Source organism: Domibacillus sp. PGB-M46, assembly GCF_022668875.1.
Lineage (GTDB): Bacteria > Bacillota > Bacilli > Bacillales > Domibacillaceae > Domibacillus.
Map to the genome: position 1 here is coordinate 55,418 of NZ_JAKGCR010000023.1, position 16,514 is coordinate 71,931.

Below are 16,514 nucleotides of genomic sequence, written 5' to 3' on the forward strand. Positions count from 1 at the left end.
CTGGTAACAGTATATTCCCTTGTCTACCAAGTGATGGATATGCTTTGTCAGCAGGTTTCAGTGACCAATCTGCCTCTATTCCAGAAGCAAGACTTATGCGCAAAGGTTTAGGGGACTGGTACTTTATTGTGCCTGGAGCCGATGATACTTTCAGTTACATGGAAGGGATCTATACACATAGGTTAACACCTGACTATCCCATTGAAATGGGTAAACGCAGTACAAAACCTGGATACGCGGTGCTCAATCTGCCGGCAGTCTACTCCCTCACCTATCAAGTGATGGATCTGCTTTATCAGCAGGCTCCAGTGGCCAACATGTATATGGAACGGTTAAAGGATCGATGGGTCATTCATATGAAAGATACCCGATTAAATGGTGTTTCAGTTGAGCTAGCCGACTTTATAAAACGTTCGACTAAACAAGGACGTGTTCGGTATGTTTCGGAATATGACGCACTCAGCATTGAATCGGAAGAAGAACTACTTTCAGTTTCATTGTCCGTGGATATTAAGGACTGGCTTCGTAAGAAAGGAGAACAGACAGATAAAAGTATGCAGGACATTACTGCCGATATATTAATAGAAGTGTATCGGAGAGAAAACATTTATTAAATCCTATGTGTAAACCTTATTGAGGCTATTAACACTAATTTAAAAACGTATTATTTAGTCACCTTAATAGGCGGCTTTTGTATAGAATTGAATATATATGTGAAGCCCAACAGCAACCGCTTTATCCTTAATAGAGATCAACGTGTGAGAAAGCTCATTAGGTACTTCATTCCGCTTCTCAATTATTTTTTTGTTATTTTCCAAATCTCTAAATTCCTCGAATAGAAATTCTCTTTTAGTCTTGTATTAAAGATAGGATTAATATTGAGCCAGGTGCGTACGGGGATGCACTATTAATGATGGTCACCAGAGGGCTAAAAACTAGACTTCTCGCTAGAGAACACACACGTTGAGTTGCTTAGATCACTTCTTTTTAAACACCAACCTAATACCGTAAACGACCATACCAAGTGTTCATCTATATACATTTGGATTTATTCTAGATAACCATCAATTAAGTAGGAAGAAAAAGACTCATGATTAACATGCAATAATCATGAGTCTTTTCCAGTTCTATGCTTCTAGTGTGCGAATTAACCATTTAAAATTGGCAAAATAGAATGAAATTGCAAATGGATCCTTTATTTAATTACTCCAATTAAGTCGTTCATTAAAAAGATTATGAAGTACATAAAGCGCAAGGAACATTTCCCCAATAAAGATGCACCGAAGCGTTTTCTCATCTTTTGTTTGGGGCTACAATCAGCATTTCGCTTTGCTGCTCCATATTGGTTTCGATCAAGCGCAGGCGGAGCTCTCAGTTATGTTAATAACTGCTGATTAAGTGGCAGCTTGCAACAAAAGACATTCTTCACTTTTATACATTATTGAAAACTCCAAAGGTTTATTATTGATTTTAAGCAGGCAAAGAGAAGAGGTCTCTAGTGTCTAACTATAAATTTTAGACCTAGTTAGCTGTCTATTGTTAAGGTAAACTACCTCGGTAAGAAATTTACACCCCTGTACCTCTTCAAAAGTTAATTTTGCTTCCTGCTCTGTTTCAAATTCAAACATTTTGACATTTTTATTAGAATGCACAGTGATAATCCACATGATAAATTCCTCCTATCTAGAATCATCTTACTTTTATATTTAAGAGATAATAAAATCGTAAAACTTTGGCGCTTATCTAATAATAGATGACAAAATCAAGTTATAGTACTCTATTTTAAACAGGTGAACTTCTTAGTTTATACCCAGCCCCGAAAGCGAGAAGCTTCAGCCGGCTTTTTAATTCCAACCATGTAAGCTGCTAAACGCATATTCACCTTATTTTTTTGCGATGTCTCACAGATTCTTTCAAAAGCGTTGACTATAACTTTTCTTAATTTTTCAGCTACTTCTTCCTCTGACCAATAATACCCTTGATTATTTTGAACCCACTCAAAGTAAGAAACCGTGACACCACCTGCACTCGCCAATATATCTGGCACAAGAAGAATCCCTTTGTCAGTTAAAATGTTAGTGGCTTCAAGAGTTGTTGGTCCGTTTGCTGCTTCCACTACAATTGAAGCTTTAATTTGATGAGCATTTTTTTCTGTAATCTGGTTAGAGATTGCAGCTGGCACCAAGATGTCACACTCTTTTTCTAATAATTCCTGGTTTGTTATGATATTTGTAAACAAGTTCGTTACAGATCCGAAACTGTCGCGCCGATCGAGCAGATAATTGATATCTAGTCCTTGGGGATCGTATAAAGCTCCCTGAGCATCAGAAATTCCAACTACCTTTGCTCCTGCATCATACATAAATTTTGCAAGGAAACTCCCTGCATTTCCAAAACCTTGAATGATAATGCGCGCACCTTTTACATCAATTCCCTTTTTCTTTGCTGCTTCTTCAATACAAATTGTTACACCACGCGCTGTTGCGGTTTCCCGGCCTTGAGAACCGCCTAGAACAATTGGTTTGCCCGTAATAAACCCGGGAGAATCAAATTCACGAATCCGGCTGTATTCGTCCATCATCCATGCCATAATCTGAGAATTTGTATACACGTCAGGGGCTGGAATATCTTTTGTAGGCCCAACAATTTGGCTAATAGCTCGAACATAGCCACGGCTTAACCTTTCTAATTCCCCGAATGACATTTCCCTTGGATCACAAATAATCCCGCCTTTTCCCCCACCATAAGGAAGATCGGTAATACTACATTTTAAACTCATCCAAATAGATAGAGCCTTCACTTCTTCCTCATTTACATCTGGATGAAAACGAACGCCCCCTTTGGTGGGACCTACAGCATCATTATGTTGAGATCGGTAACCTGTAAACACTTTAATAGAAGAGTCATCCATTCGAATGGGGATTCGCACAGTAAGAATTCTGGCTGGTTCTTTCAGAAGTTCATACATATCCTCGTTATATCCTAACTTCTGGACCGCTTCTTTTATAATGAGTTGTGTCGATTCAAATAAATTGAGAGTTTCAACTTTTTTTCTATTTAATATTTGACTCTGTTTATGTTCAGAAGGGGCAGTCGCCTTCATTCTCTACACCTCTTAAATTATGAGTTGTTTACATTCGATTTTTTAATAACACTTATGTTAATGCTATATCTCATACAGCTGTGTTGTCATTTCATAACCACCTTCCTTAAATGGCTAGGAAAAGTGCAAAGAAGAAGGTATTTTTAAAAATAAAGCCAGCTCCTTGCTTTTTTGTTTTCTTTCTCTTCGCATTTTTGCTCTATCCGGAGCAGTTTCATGTAATTTTCTTTCTTCTTCCGTCTCCGGAATCACTTGAGGAACAAGTGTTGGACGTTTGTATTGGTCAAGGGCCACAAATGTTAAGAGGGCGGTAGCTGCAATTTTGCATTCCCCGCTTTTTAAGTCTTCAGCAATAATTTTTACAAAAACCTCCATGGAAGACCTCCCTGTCCAGGTCACATAGGATTCAAAACAGACTGAATCTGTTGGACGAACAGGGTGAAGGAAGTCAACAGAATCAGTTGAAGCTGTTACACACTCTTTCCGGCTATGTCTCGCTGCAGAAACAGAAGCTACCTGATCGACATCGCTCATTAATTGACCGCCGAATAATGTATTATGATTATTTACATCATTCGGAAAAACACGACTGGTTCGTATAACCCGTGATTCTTTACAATATTTCGCTTCCATGTACCCTCTCTCCTAAAACCTGTACCATTTGTTTAAAGTATTATTAAATGAGCGTTTTTTTTTAATAAAAAACCAATTTTAAAAGAACCCCTATGCTTTCATCGTATTGCTTTATCTTTATTTAGAAAAAAATCCTCTAAGAGCGAATGCTATGTTTTGAGGCCGCTCTGCCAATCTACGCATAAAATAACCAAACCAATCATTACCAAAAGGAATATATACACGCATTTTATACCCCTCTTTTACTAAACCCTGCTGCATCTCGGTTCTGAACCCATATAGCATTTGAAATTCAAATTGATCACGTGGTATATTATTTTCTTGGGCAAAGTCTTTTACTTTAGCAATGATATGGTGGTCATGCGAAGCGATGGCTGTATAACTTCCACTTAATAGATGCTGTTCAATGATCTTCATATAATTTTCATCAACTTCTTCTTTTTCCTGATAGGCGACTTCCGGTGATTCCTTATAAGCGCCTTTTACCAGACGCAAAGGAATCCCTTTTAACTCATATACATCCTGTTCTGCGCGGTATAAATAAGCTTGAATGACAGTCCCAACATTATCAAAGGTTTGACGCAGTTCTTTCAGAATATCTAATGTTACTTGGCAATGCGCGTGATCCTCCATGTCGATTCGTACAAAGTTATTGTGCTTTTTTGCGGTTTCGAGTATTTGGCGCATATTTTCCACACAAAAATCCCGGTCAATATCTAATCCAAGCTGTGTCATTTTTACGGATAAATTACTGTTTACACCAGCTCTAGCTATCGCTTCTAATGTTCTAATATTGTAGTCGGTCGCTTCTAATGCTTCTTGTCTGGTTGAAACAAATTCTCCTAAATGGTCCATTGTACAAACCATGCCTTTTTCATTTAAAGCCTGCGCTTTTTTAATAGCACTTTCGATCGTCTCTCCTGCGACCACTTGAGAGGCCCCAAAGCGAAGTCCCCATTTTTTAGCGGCTTTATTCAATCCCTTATTTTGAGAAGCGTAAAGAAAAATGTTTTTCGAAACAGTTGCCAACATCCTTTATCCCCCTAGCACATATCTTCTTTTTTATTTCTACATTTTAGAAAAGGCAGCTTTAAAAGCTGCCCTGCATTTCTTAAATGGTTTCACTGATCGTTTTTGCCTGCATGTGTAAAATGATGTAGTCAGGACCCCCTGCCTTGGAATCTGTTCCCGACATATTAAAGCCACCAAACGGCTGATAGCCAACAATTGCACCTGTACAGCCACGATTGAAATAAAGGTTTCCTACATGGAACTCTTCTTTTGCCCGCTTAATATGATCTGGATTATTAGATAGTAACGCTCCAGTCAGCCCATAGTCGGTATTATTCGCTATTTCCATCATGTGGTCAAAATCACGTGCTTTACAGAAGGCTAATACAGGACCAAAAATTTCTTCCTGCATAAGGCGTGCTTTTTCATCAACATCCGCAAAAATAGTCGGCTGGATAAAGTAGCCTCTTGAGTCGTCTCCCTGTCCACCTGCTGCCAGCTTGCCTTCTTCCTTTCCGATCTCAATATATTTTGTAATTTTATTAAAAGAAGCTTGATCAATAACCGGTCCCATGTACGTATCAACATCCTCTGGACTTCCCATTGTTAACGTGTTCGTTAAAGCAATTGCTTTTTCTAGTACTTCATCGTAGACATCCTGGTGTACGACCGCACGCGAACCAGCTGAACATTTTTGTCCTGAGAATCCAAATGCTGAGTAGACAATTGAGGATGCTGCCAAATCCAAATCTGCGTCTTTATCAACTACAACCGTGTCTTTTCCGCCCATCTCAGCAATTACACGCTTTAACCAAATCTGGCCTGGGTGTACTTTTGCGGCGCGTTCATAAATGCGGCAGCCAACCTCACGCGACCCAGTGAAAGAAACAAAGCGGGTTTTAGGATGATCTACAAGGTAATCGCCTACTTCTGCGCCACTTCCTGGAATATAATTAAGTACTCCTTCAGGAAGACCTGCTTCTCTTAATAGTTCTGCAAATTTAGCAGCTATTACAGGTGTATTATTTGCTGGTTTTAAGAGAATTGTATTTCCTGCTACGATTGCCGCTGCTGCAGTTCCTGCCATAATCGCTAATGGGAAGTTAAATGGCGAAATAACGATCCCTACACCAAGTGGGATATAATTAAAAGTATTTGCCTCTCCTTCTCGGCTTTCCACTGGGGCACCCTCTTTTAACTGCATCATTTGGCGTGCATAAAATACAAGGAAATCAATCGCTTCTGCTGTGTCTGCATCCGCTTCTTTCCAAGGCTTTCCTGCTTCCTTCACTAGATAAGCGGAAAATTCATGTTTTCGTTCACGGAGAATCTCTGCTGCACAAAGTAAAACGTTCGCACGAACTTCCGGATCTTCTTTTTTCCAAGTTTCAAAAGCAGATAGTGCTGCCTGCATTGCTTTTTCAGCCAGTTCCTTATTCGCCTTAGAAACTTTTCCGATTACTTCCTCTTTGTTTGCTGGATTAATCGAAATAATTTGTTCCTCCGTTGTAATCGACTCGCCTCCGATAATTAGCGGGTAGCTTTTACCCATCTCTAATTGAACATTATTTAATGCTTTATGAAATGCTTTTTTATTTTCCTCAATCGTAAAATCAGTGAATGGCTCGTGAGTGTATTTTTTTGCTAGCGTAATATTCATAGTCATGTAAATTTCTCCTTTGATAGATAATAAGTTTACAAGTGAAATTAAAGAATAATGTAACTGCCTTATGAAATCCTAAATAAACGAAGCAAGTATTAACTAAAATATTGGTGCAATTTAAACAACAAATTTCTCTGCCGTCACTGTCTATCCGTTAAGCATTTTCCAATACAGGCTGCTGATTTAAAATAAACCCTTGTTGATATGGATCGGTTTCTTCTAAAGTGAATCGATGTATTCCTGTGACCCAAGCTGACCCTGTGATTTCCGGAACAATAGCACCAAGACCTGCTACTGTTGTTTTTTCAACTACTTTACCTATAAAGCGGGAATCGATAATACTTTCTTGAATAATACTTTCACCAACTTGAAGATCTAAAGTTGCTAATTTTGCTGAAGTACCTGTACCGCATGGCGACCGGTCAATTTGTCCATTCCCAAAGACCACAACATTACGGTAATGATTCGTTCCTTTCTTTAAGCTGAACTCAACAAGATCCACTGTACAAATATTTTGATTTTGTGGATGCTCAAAATGAAATTGCTCATTAAGTATGTGTTTGATTTTCATACCGAGTTCAGATAAGAGAAGAGATTCGCTTGTTGTTAATGACAAATTAAATTGTGATGCGTCTACAATTGCAAATATGCTGCCGCCAAATGCAATATCTAATTTAATCGTTCCATATCCTTCAACTGAAATATTTACATCTTTTTCAAGTACAAAAGATGGAACATTTCGGAAGGACACCTCACAGACTTTTTTTTCCTTGTACTTAACCGTACATTCTATCTTGCCTGACGGTGTATCAAGAAAAAATAATTCTTTCTGAGGTAATAAGCCAAATTGTATGCCTGCAGTAATAGTGCCGATTGTGCCATGCCCGCACATATTCAGATAACCGCCATGATCCATAAAGATTAAGCCGGCATCACAATCATCACGAGAAGGTTCACAAAGGATTGCTCCAAACATATCCTGATGGCCACGAGGTTCGTTCATCAGTAATTCTCTGAGCCAAGGCATTTCTTTTTTAAGGGTATTTTTCTTTTCTAGCATTGTATCCCCTAGTATTTTCGGAACCCCACTTACAATAATTCTTGTTGGCTGACCCATTGTATGAGTATCAATGGTTTCAATAAATCTAGAAAAATTGATCATAGCTAGCCCTCCTCTATTAATTAAAAATTGCGTTCTATTATACATATTGCAATTTGTGTGCCAAAAAATTTTTCTTACATTCAAATGATCATAAAAATACAAAATCAAGAATAAATTTTTCCCTCTCTAGCTAACCATGTTTCTTATTTTGAGCTGATAAAGCTAGGCTAAAGGGATATATCGTAGCAAGATTGAAACGTAACTATTAATAAAAGAAATAATGAAAAACTTTTTATTTTTAATATAAGTATTGAATAGTTATTATTTTTAGAATATTATAAACCTGTAAATGATGTTTACACATTGTAAACATGTAAACTTACACAGAGAAGCTGTAAAAGGAGGTAGATTAATATAGACAATTTCAAAAACGACCGTATCCTTTTTTATTTAGAAACTATTTTAAAAATCAGTAAAGATGCAGTAACAGCTGTTGATAAAACAGGGAAGGTTGTTTATTGGAATGAAGCAGCAGAAAACACCTATCAAATTAAAGCAAATGACATAGTGGGGAAAAATATAGAACATTATTTCAAAAGAAATGACATTAAATTATATGAAATTTTAAAAGATAAACAGCCGGTATTTGATGTCTATCACCAGCCCTGGCCTGACAAGCATATTTTAATCAGTTCTTCCCCTGTTTTTGATCGGGATGGCAGTCTTATTGGCGCTATATCGGTAGATCGTGATATTACAGCTACCGTAAAACTAAATGATGAGCTCTCCGTTACACATTCAAAGCTGCAGGATTTAAAACAGCAAGTTATTAATCAATCTAAGAACTTGCCATTCTCCAACATAAAAGGCAGCAGCAAAAGTATTAATCAAATAAAGGCATCAGCTGCTAAAGTAGCAAAAACGGATGCCACAGTGCTGATTTTAGGAGAAAGCGGAGTGGGAAAAGAACTGTTTGCACAAGCGATTCATGAGTCAAGTTCTAGAAAAACAAAACCCTTCGTTCCTATTAACTGTGGTGCGATCCCCTCTCCTTTATTTGAAAGCGAATTCTTCGGTTATGACAAAGGATCGTTTACAGGAGCCGAAAAAGGCGGAAAAGCTGGGAAATTGGAAGAAGCAAATGGCGGCACACTTTTCTTAGACGAATTAGGTACAATGCCTTTGGATATCCAGGTTAAATTCCTGAGAGCTCTTCAGGAAGGAGAAGTCTATCGAGTAGGCGGAACAAAACCCATTAAAGTAGACATAAGGGTGATAGCAGCTACCAACAGTATGTTGGAGAAAATGGTAGAAAAAGGAGAATTTAGAGAAGACTTATATTATCGTTTAAATGTAGTCCCTCTTCATATCCCTTCACTTCGCGAAAGACTAGAAGATGTTCCGGAGCTGGTGAATGTATTTATAGAAGAATTTTCAATCAAATATCAAAAAGAAATCAAAGTCCTTTCTAACGACGTGATAGAGTTATTTTCCTTGCATCACTGGCCTGGTAACGTTAGAGAGTTAAGAAACTTTGTTGAAAGACTTGTGGTTATGACGGATGACTCTGTCCTACAAGCCAGTGAGATACTGAGTATGCTGCCGGCAAAAGAAAAAATCACGCTTGAAAATACCCCGACTACATTTCAAGATGAGATCAGTTTACTAGAAAAAGAACGAATAAAAAAAGTGTTAGAAAAAACATTTGGCAACAAAACACTGGCAGCAAAAGAACTCGGCTTTTCGAGGGTTACTCTTTATAAAAAGATCGCAAGGTATGGCCTTTAACTAATTTAAAATTTAACAATCGTCCTTTAAAACCTTTAGGTACATTAGTTCAGGAAGGCTACTAACACTTTAATTGTGGCAGTATAAAACAAAAAGTTCTAAATCTCTAAATATTAACGAGATTCAGAACTTTTTGCTTGCTTCAGGAGAAAAATAAAACGATTATTACGAGATTTTATCAACTTCCTGTCCAGCTATATCAATGATTACCTTTGATTCGTTTTTTGTTTTTGCAATGATCAACCCAATTAAGAACCCTAATAATCCTGTGACAATCCACCCAACACCATGCTCAAATAGCGGGATGAATCCAAACGCCCTATTGATTTCATTCGTTAAGATATGAGCTTCTTTTAAAGCATCCAGCAGAGCAATCAATCCTACTCCTGCTACTGTACTCACATACACAGATTGATAGCCTTTGAACAAGTTATTAGTAAATATTAAAGCAATTAAAGCAATGGCCAAAGGATAAAGCAGGAGCAATATTGGAGATGCTAATGTTAAAACCGTATTCAATCCAAAGTTTGTAATAACCGTTCCTATGATAGAAAAAGCTATGATCCATTTTTTATAGCTAAAAGACGGCATAATTCTTTCAAAGTACTCGGAAACTGCCGCCAGACACGCTACATTCGTTGTAATCCCTGTTAGGAAAATAATGGTCCCGATAATATAAATCCCATACTTTCCAAACAACGCGATAGCACTCTCGGCTAAAACTTCGCCGCCATTTTCTCTTAAACCGATTGCATCTACACTGGAAGCCCCTATCCAGGCCATTGAAATCTGCAAAGCAACTAACCCAATAATCGTGATAATCCCTGCTTTAATAAAGAGCCTGGAAACTTCTTTTTCAGATTTTATTCCCAATGAACTAATTGACTTAATGAAAATACCGCCAAATATAAAAGCAGCCAGTACGTCCATTGTATAGTAGCCTTGTGTAAACCCTTTCAAAAATACTCCATCTATATATTCCTCTCTAGGAGCCCCTATTTTGCCCATCGGCGTTATAAATGATTTTATAATCAATACAGCCAGCAATATTGAAAAGATAGGCGTAATAATTTTCCCCAGGTTATCTACCAGCTTTGTTGTGTCCCAGGAGAGTAAGATCGTCAATAGAATAAATAACACTGAAAATACAAGCAGATACAGCCTTTCATTTGCTTCACTTTGAATTAAGGGATTTAAACCAATTTCATAAACAACGGAGGTTGTTCTAGGAATAACGTAAATAGGTCCCAGTGTTAGAAAAAGTAATATTGAAAAAATAGTGGCAAAGCGCGGGTGAACTCTTCCGGCAAGCTTTTCTACAGTGCCTCCTCCACGGGTCAGAGCCATAATAGCCAATAAAACCAGTCCAACACCTGTGATCAAAAAACCGCCCATGGCAATCCAGGTGTTTGTTCCTGCCTGCTGGCCTAACATCGGCGCAAATATAACGTTCCCCGCTCCTAAAAACATGGCAAATAGCATTAAACCAATAGACACTACCTGCGAAAAGGGTACCTTTTTATCCATTGTTATTCCTCCTTATTGTTATGAACACAGCGGGAACAGCCGAAGGAGCCGCTCCCACATTTCATAGGGAATAATCGTTACATTCCTCTTTATACTTTCATTGGTTTCTTCTTGCTGATTCTTCCTAATAGAAAGACACCCGCTCCGATCCCGATTAGGGTGTTTGTTTTTTTGTTGAATGTCTGTTTGGCTACCAGGTTAAGATTTTGGGGACGCTCTGCCAAACGGCGCATAAAGTATCCATACCAGTCCACCCCAAACGGAACGTAGGTACAAAAATTATATCCTTCCCTGGCCAAACTCAGCTGCATGTCTTTTCTGAATCCGTAAAGCATTTGAAATTCATATTTCTCTGCTGGTATATTATTTTTTTTGGCGAATTTTTTTACATGATTGATAATGTTATGGTCATGTGTAGCAATCGATGTAAATTTACCATGCAGGAGATGGTACTCGATTAAATCGATAAAATTTTGATCAATGTCTTTTTTGTCCTGATAAGCGACATTTTCGGATTCTTTATAGGCCCCTTTTACGATCCTTAGACGATAATCTTTATATTTTCTAATCACATCTTTCGCATCGTAAAAGTAAGCTTGGATCACCGTTCCAATATTATTGTAGTCTTTGGAGAGTTCGTCAATTAAATCAAATGATGACTGAAGATGTCCGTGGTCCTCCATATCAAAATTGATAAATATATTGTATTTGTAGGCTTTATCTACGATTTCTGCTAAATTCTCAAGACAGAAACGATAGTCAATATCCTGGCCCAGTTGAGTAGGCTTTAACGAAATGTGGGCATCTAACTGGTGCTGATGAATTGCTTCAACAACGGCCAGAATCTGGTTTTTCGCCTGAATGGCTTCTTTCTTTTCAAATACAAACTCACCAAGATTATCAATGGTTGCAGAAATGCCGTTTGCATTTAACTCCTGAACACTCTTCACCATTTCTTCAATGTTCGTGCCTGCCACAACGGACTGGGCACCCAATTTCAGCCCCCACCGCTTAGCACCGCTATTTAGCATCTTATTTTGAGAAAGCATAATAAAAAAATCTTTTGTTACTGTCAAAATAATAACCTCCCGTTGTTTTAATCTAGGCTTTTTACCAATTCATTTAGAGTCAGCGTCAGCCCTCGAAGTTTACTCACTTATCTTTTGAAGATAAACATAACAGGTTTCTGTTTTTAATTTTTTTGTAAGCACTTGTTTTCATACGTTTTTTTAAATTCAACATAAACGATTGCCTCCTTTTAGCTTCTATAAACTATTAACTTGCAATTATGATGCCAACTTCTAAAAGTCTATATATGATGGCGTTTCTTTTGACTTTAACGGTTTAACAAATAGTAATCGTTTATTTTATGTACACTTTTGTAAATTCACCTTTACAATTCATTTACATATAGTTTACTTAAAATTAAATATTTTCCCATCAGCTGTAAGTAGGTATCTAAGACAGTTCGGCACTTTCGCGTGTATACCACACGCTTTATTAGAATAGGCCCCACTCCTTAGCTTTCTCACTCAATGCCCTCCATCATGGCTGTCCAGGTACGGACATTCTCGCATGATTATTGTAAATTGGTTAAAACAGTATGATTGGCCGCTCTGTCTCTACGGTCCACGCGTATGTCTAGGAAGGAAAGCTAAAAGCTGTGGAGGATCTCTGTGGGGAGGTCATCAGGGACTGCTTTTTTCTAAGGAAGCAATTGAGCATCTCATTGAAACCATGCCAAAAACGCCGGAAGGTTTAACCTTAAACCAAGCGGCAGAGTACCTGCAGACAAACCGAAATTTCATTGCGGCTTATATTAAAGAAGGCATTCTTCCCGCTTCTGAAGGACAAGTTAAAGGGCGCACTATTCCCCTTATTACAGAAAGTGACCTAAAAGAATCCAGTGAGCTGCACGAAAAGAAAATTTGGGAAGACCGGCTTTCCCAGCGGCAATACTATAATAAAAAGGCTAAAGAAGCTGTGTACCAGCGTTTTTCTTCCCCTTCCATTTTCGAAGCAAGGCTTATGTGCAAAGGTTTAAGGGACTAGCATTTTATTGTGCCGGGAACCGACGATACTTTCAGCTACATGGAAGGAATCTACACACATAGATTAACACCTGACTATTCCTTTGAAATGGGCAAGCTCAGTACGAAGCCTGGATATGCGGTGCTCAATCTGCCGGCCGTCTATTCCCTCACCTATCAAGTGATAGATCTGCTTTATCAGCAGGTTCCTGTGGCCAATCTATACATGGAACGGCTAAAGGACCGATGGGTCATTCATATGAAAGATGCCCGGTTAAATGGTGTTTCGGTTGAATTAGCTGATTTTATCAAACGTTCGGCTAAACAAGGGCGTGTGCGATATGTACCGGAATATGATGCACTCAGCATTGAGTCGAAGGAGGTATTGCTGTCGGTTTCCCTGTCCGTAGATATTAAAGATTGGTTAAGAAAGGAGAACAAACAGGGAAAAGTATGCAGGATATCGCTGTGGAGATTCTTGAAGAAGTGTATCGAAGAGAAGAAATTAAACCTAACACACCGGGACTGAAAGAAAACTTATCAGGGTGGAGATAAACCACTTTCTGTCCCTATATGGAATAGAAAGGAGAGGATAGTTAATTGGTTTTATATAAGTACTACTATACTCAGTGTACAACAAAATGCCGATCGGCCGATTCTTTCGGCAAAGTCTCGCACGGAACAGTCGAATTCTTTTAGTATTTCTATGCGTGCGCGCCCAAATGGCAACTCGTGACAGCCCACCGTGGATGTTGGCGTAGGAACTTACATTTTACACGAAGCTGCCATGGGCGTTTTTTATTTTCTAGGTGTTGCACTTAATATTACAATCCGTCTAATATAAAAATATATTATTGGCAAGGCGTTTAAATAGCAAATGCAACTGTATATATGTAACGAACAAAAGAAGGTGCTAGCTAATGCTAGTAACCTTATGTGAAATTAGTAAGAAACCCCTTTATGCCCCCCCAATATGACCAGCTCGTTAAAGATAAGTACCGCCTTTTATTAAGCTGTACGCATGAAAAATCGCCTTTTTACCAAAACGATCCCGTATTTGATCGATTGTTTCATCAAGAATATGACGCCTTTCATCCAGTTCAAAGGGCGTAAATAAATCCATTTGTTCATGTGCTGCAGGCTGTAATTTACTGCACACGATATGGATCTGGTGTAACGGCTGTCCGCGCCAATACTGTAAAAGCGCTCACACAGCTCAGCTGTCTTATTTGTGCTTCTCGGAAGCAATATTTGATGCCCGGAGCCGCGGTCCTCAATATCCCGGCTGTAAGATATGCCAAGCGCAATTGCTAACTCGTGGGTAATAGATTTAGCACCCATTCCCTCATGGACATACAAATTTGTTGCTTTAAGTTTAAAATCTAAAATATAAGTTTTTCTCATTTTCCCCATAGAAAAATCCCCTTATAGCAGACAGTAAAAAGAAAAATGTTTTACTTTCTGCTATACGAAGGGAATACCACAATACAGGAATTATCTATTAGATGTTGCATAGCCTAAGCAGCAATAAGCTTTATCGAGATACCAACTCTCTCCGTTTTGGAAGAAAATTCTATCCTGTGCTTCTCTGCCTACTGTTTCTTTAATTAATTTAATATCATTGTATGAGAATCGATGTTTTGCTCGAGTTGAAGGCAAATCACTGCCAAACATAAGGCAGCTTGGGTTTTCACTATATAATATTGTAATTAGTTTTCTGATTTCATCATGTTCATACCCAACCCGGCCAAAGCCTGTTAAACGAATAGGAATATCTGCATTAACAATTTTTTTCAACTTATCAATTGAACACTTATGCATCCCAAGATGATCAATTGATACTTTTGGTAATGTAAAAATTAATTCTTCTAATTCCTTATCCATTGTTTGCATATTAAGATAAAGCTCTGTCTTCCAACTACATAATTTATAAACTCTCTCTGATAGCTCTTTAATTTCTTTGGGTGAAGCAGATAGACCTCTGTATAGGTTAAATCTTATTCCCTTTATTCCGACATCGTTTAATTTTAATATATCTTCATCGGTTGTCTCGAATGGAAGCTGGGTGATACCCACAAAATTATTGCCTAATTCTGAAATTGCCTCTGCAAAATAATTTTGATGATACCCTTGAAATGAGCCTGATACAATGGCTCCACCAATTACTTCAATCGACATTTCTTTTAATTCCTTTAAATAATCATTCACTGTATAATAATCAGGGACAAATCCTTGGTTTTCTTCAAGAGGAAACTTTGGATCAATAATATGGAAATGAGAGTCAAATATTTTTTGCATAACTACCCCCTAAAATATAAACATTAAAATCAAAGTGGCAACAATAGCAAATCCTAACCCTAAAGGCGTTGCTTTATAAAGTAAATCATTATAAAACTTCTTAGAATCTTCTTCGCTTAAATTACTGTTACCAAGTATTAAACTACCGCCTGTAGAGAATGGCGCTAAAGCTGTTGATTGGGCGCCGATGATAATAGCAACCGCAATTAACGAAGCACTGTAGCCTGTAGGAGCTATTATACCCGCAATCATTGGAAACATAAGCGGTGCAACAACACCCAAGGTACTGCTGAAGATTGACATAATACCAGCAATGATTGTCACAGCAATAGGAACAATAATGGGTGGCATGTTATTTATCAAAGAAGCTAATAAATCAATTGTACCTGCTTCAACGGCAACATCAATTAACATTCCTACCCCTGAGACAAGCCATAGTGTATTCCAAGGTACTCTTGCCATTACTTCTTTTGGTTTGTCCTCAGCTAATTTTAATAGGTAAGCTGCGATTGCGAATACAACTGCCAGTAAAGTAATGTCCGTACGTGAGTTAATAAACTGAATAGTTTCATTCTCTGGCATAAAATTAGCGAGCATTGGTATTCCTAGTACCATTACCATAAGAAGAATAATTAAAGAAATATTTACTTTTTGTTTTTTTGAAAAACCTTCTGGTTTTGCAATATTCAATTCAGCGATTTGACTGTTTTTTCTGTCAAGAAACATCAGAATCAACATGATAAATATTGGATAGATAAATGAAACAACAAAGATATCCCTTGTCAGGACATTCGCCTGATCAGCAACAGCTGTTTCACTTATCAAAGAGTTAAAGAGTACCCCATGCGCACTATACATGAAATTTGCACCAGAAAGCGAACCTAGTGCAACTGCAAATGAAGCAGGCAATCTATTCATTCCTGATGATTTACATAATGCCATTGTAATCGCACCCATGACTGCCACAGAGGTAAAGAAACCGGCACCCATTCCTGAAACCAACGCTGTAACAAAATACAAAATTAAAGGTAGCCATTTTGTGTGTTTTTGAAATCTATAAAGTAATAATTGGGCAATTTTTTCTAAAGTACCATTCACTACAGCAAAATTAAAGAAGAGCGCCAAGGTGAAAATAACCAAGAATAATTTTGTTGGGAATGTTGCCAATAAGTCATCAAGAGACATCCCCAAAACAAAACAACCAATTAAATAAGCGAATGCTAAAGCAACTAAACCAGTATTAATATCAAACTTTTCGCCCAGATAGATCGCAATAATAATAGCCAGTATTATTAAAATGGAATAGAGCATAATTTTCTCCTTTATATATCTGTCATTTGTATAATATGAATTATATAG

15 protein-coding genes are annotated in these 16,514 nt (G+C 37.8%); 4 read left to right on the forward strand and 11 right to left on the reverse strand.

Features of this window, described 5'->3' with window-relative positions; translation table 11 throughout:
* Positions 1–95: 95 nt before the first annotated feature.
* A complete protein-coding gene (locus L2D08_RS19290; RefSeq protein WP_242236298.1) occupies positions 96–614 on the forward strand; it encodes a hypothetical protein in 519 nt (172 codons plus the stop codon).
* 888 nt (positions 615–1,502) lie between these two features.
* Here the strand turns inward: L2D08_RS19290 and L2D08_RS19295 are convergent.
* From L2D08_RS19295 to L2D08_RS19320, 6 genes are all read right to left on the reverse strand, one after another.
* Complete coding sequence (locus L2D08_RS19295; RefSeq protein WP_242236300.1) at positions 1,503–1,667, reverse strand: hypothetical protein; 165 nt, start codon at positions 1,665–1,667, stop codon at positions 1,503–1,505.
* A gap of 137 nt (positions 1,668–1,804) precedes the next feature.
* Complete coding sequence (locus tag L2D08_RS19300; protein ID WP_242236302.1) at positions 1,805–3,103, reverse strand: Glu/Leu/Phe/Val family dehydrogenase; 1,299 nt, start codon at positions 3,101–3,103, stop codon at positions 1,805–1,807.
* Positions 3,104–3,217: 114 nt separating this feature from the next.
* The gene (locus L2D08_RS19305; RefSeq protein ID WP_242236303.1) at positions 3,218–3,736 is read right to left on the reverse strand and encodes an acyl-CoA thioesterase; all 519 of its coding nucleotides are present in this window, start codon (positions 3,734–3,736) and stop codon (positions 3,218–3,220) included.
* 117 nt (positions 3,737–3,853) lie between these two features.
* The gene (locus tag L2D08_RS19310) at positions 3,854–4,768 is read right to left on the reverse strand and encodes a proline dehydrogenase family protein (RefSeq protein ID WP_242236305.1); all 915 of its coding nucleotides are present in this window, start codon (positions 4,766–4,768) and stop codon (positions 3,854–3,856) included.
* Between the two features lie 79 nt (positions 4,769–4,847).
* Positions 4,848–6,407 (reverse strand): L-glutamate gamma-semialdehyde dehydrogenase, encoded by a 1,560-nt coding sequence (pruA, locus tag L2D08_RS19315; protein WP_242236319.1) that lies wholly within the window; start codon positions 6,405–6,407, stop codon positions 4,848–4,850.
* Positions 6,408–6,564: 157 nt separating this feature from the next.
* Entirely contained in the window at positions 6,565–7,572 is a 1,008-nt protein-coding gene (locus L2D08_RS19320) for a proline racemase family protein (RefSeq protein ID WP_242236307.1), read from the reverse strand.
* A 354-nt stretch (positions 7,573–7,926) separates the two neighbouring features.
* Here L2D08_RS19320 and L2D08_RS19325 point away from each other — a divergent pair, with 354 nt between their 5' ends.
* Positions 7,927–9,300: a sigma-54 interaction domain-containing protein gene (locus L2D08_RS19325; RefSeq protein WP_242236321.1), complete on the forward strand. Its 1,374-nt coding sequence runs from the start codon at positions 7,927–7,929 to the stop codon at positions 9,298–9,300.
* Between the two features lie 165 nt (positions 9,301–9,465).
* On the opposite strand, the gene brnQ is transcribed toward L2D08_RS19325, so the two are convergent.
* Positions 9,466–10,827 (reverse strand): branched-chain amino acid transport system II carrier protein, encoded by a 1,362-nt coding sequence (brnQ, locus tag L2D08_RS19330; protein WP_242236308.1) that lies wholly within the window; start codon positions 10,825–10,827, stop codon positions 9,466–9,468.
* 89 nt (positions 10,828–10,916) lie between these two features.
* On the reverse strand, positions 10,917–11,876 hold the full coding sequence (locus L2D08_RS19335; RefSeq protein ID WP_242236323.1) for a proline dehydrogenase family protein: 960 nt from the start codon (positions 11,874–11,876) through the stop codon (positions 10,917–10,919).
* A 526-nt stretch (positions 11,877–12,402) separates the two neighbouring features.
* Between L2D08_RS19335 and L2D08_RS19340 the strand changes: the two genes are divergently transcribed.
* Both L2D08_RS19340 and L2D08_RS19345 read left to right on the forward strand, forming a co-directional pair.
* Positions 12,403–12,879, forward strand: a complete 477-nt coding sequence (locus L2D08_RS19340) for a helix-turn-helix domain-containing protein (RefSeq protein ID WP_242236309.1) — start codon at positions 12,403–12,405, stop codon at positions 12,877–12,879.
* A 9-nt stretch (positions 12,880–12,888) separates the two neighbouring features.
* Positions 12,889–13,386, forward strand: a complete 498-nt coding sequence (locus tag L2D08_RS19345) for a hypothetical protein (protein ID WP_242236310.1) — start codon at positions 12,889–12,891, stop codon at positions 13,384–13,386.
* A 479-nt stretch (positions 13,387–13,865) separates the two neighbouring features.
* On the opposite strand, the gene L2D08_RS19350 is transcribed toward L2D08_RS19345, so the two are convergent.
* The 3 genes from L2D08_RS19350 to L2D08_RS19360 form a co-directional block, all read right to left on the reverse strand.
* Positions 13,866–14,270, reverse strand: a complete 405-nt coding sequence (locus L2D08_RS19350) for a hypothetical protein (protein WP_242236311.1) — start codon at positions 14,268–14,270, stop codon at positions 13,866–13,868.
* Positions 14,271–14,351: 81 nt separating this feature from the next.
* Positions 14,352–15,155, reverse strand: a complete 804-nt coding sequence (locus L2D08_RS19355; RefSeq protein ID WP_242236312.1) for an amidohydrolase family protein — start codon at positions 15,153–15,155, stop codon at positions 14,352–14,354.
* Positions 15,156–15,164: 9 nt separating this feature from the next.
* Positions 15,165–16,514: SLC13 family permease (locus L2D08_RS19360; protein WP_242236314.1), on the reverse strand; the 1,350-nt coding region annotated here is incomplete at its 5' end.

What these genes read in the sequence shown, in the direction of transcription:
- L2D08_RS19295 (WP_242236300.1), bottom strand. Translation starts at nt 1,667, where the DNA reads ATGTGGATTATCACTGTGCATTCTAATAAAAATGTCAAAATGTTTGAA.
- L2D08_RS19290 (WP_242236298.1), top strand. Translation starts at nt 96, where the DNA reads ATGCGCAAAGGTTTAGGGGACTGGTACTTTATTGTGCCTGGAGCCGAT.
- pruA (WP_242236319.1), bottom strand. Translation starts at nt 6,407, where the DNA reads ATGAATATTACGCTAGCAAAAAAATACACTCACGAGCCATTCACTGAT.
- L2D08_RS19355 (WP_242236312.1), bottom strand. Translation starts at nt 15,155, where the DNA reads ATGCAAAAAATATTTGACTCTCATTTCCATATTATTGATCCAAAGTTT.
- brnQ (WP_242236308.1), bottom strand. Translation starts at nt 10,827, where the DNA reads ATGGATAAAAAGGTACCCTTTTCGCAGGTAGTGTCTATTGGTTTAATG.
- L2D08_RS19305 (WP_242236303.1), bottom strand. Translation starts at nt 3,736, where the DNA reads ATGGAAGCGAAATATTGTAAAGAATCACGGGTTATACGAACCAGTCGT.
- L2D08_RS19340 (WP_242236309.1), top strand. Translation starts at nt 12,403, where the DNA reads ATGATTATTGTAAATTGGTTAAAACAGTATGATTGGCCGCTCTGTCTC.
- L2D08_RS19300 (WP_242236302.1), bottom strand. Translation starts at nt 3,103, where the DNA reads ATGAAGGCGACTGCCCCTTCTGAACATAAACAGAGTCAAATATTAAAT.
- L2D08_RS19320 (WP_242236307.1), bottom strand. Translation starts at nt 7,572, where the DNA reads ATGATCAATTTTTCTAGATTTATTGAAACCATTGATACTCATACAATG.
- L2D08_RS19335 (WP_242236323.1), bottom strand. Translation starts at nt 11,876, where the DNA reads ATGCTTTCTCAAAATAAGATGCTAAATAGCGGTGCTAAGCGGTGGGGG.
- L2D08_RS19350 (WP_242236311.1), bottom strand. Translation starts at nt 14,270, where the DNA reads ATGGGGAAAATGAGAAAAACTTATATTTTAGATTTTAAACTTAAAGCA.
- L2D08_RS19310 (WP_242236305.1), bottom strand. Translation starts at nt 4,768, where the DNA reads ATGTTGGCAACTGTTTCGAAAAACATTTTTCTTTACGCTTCTCAAAAT.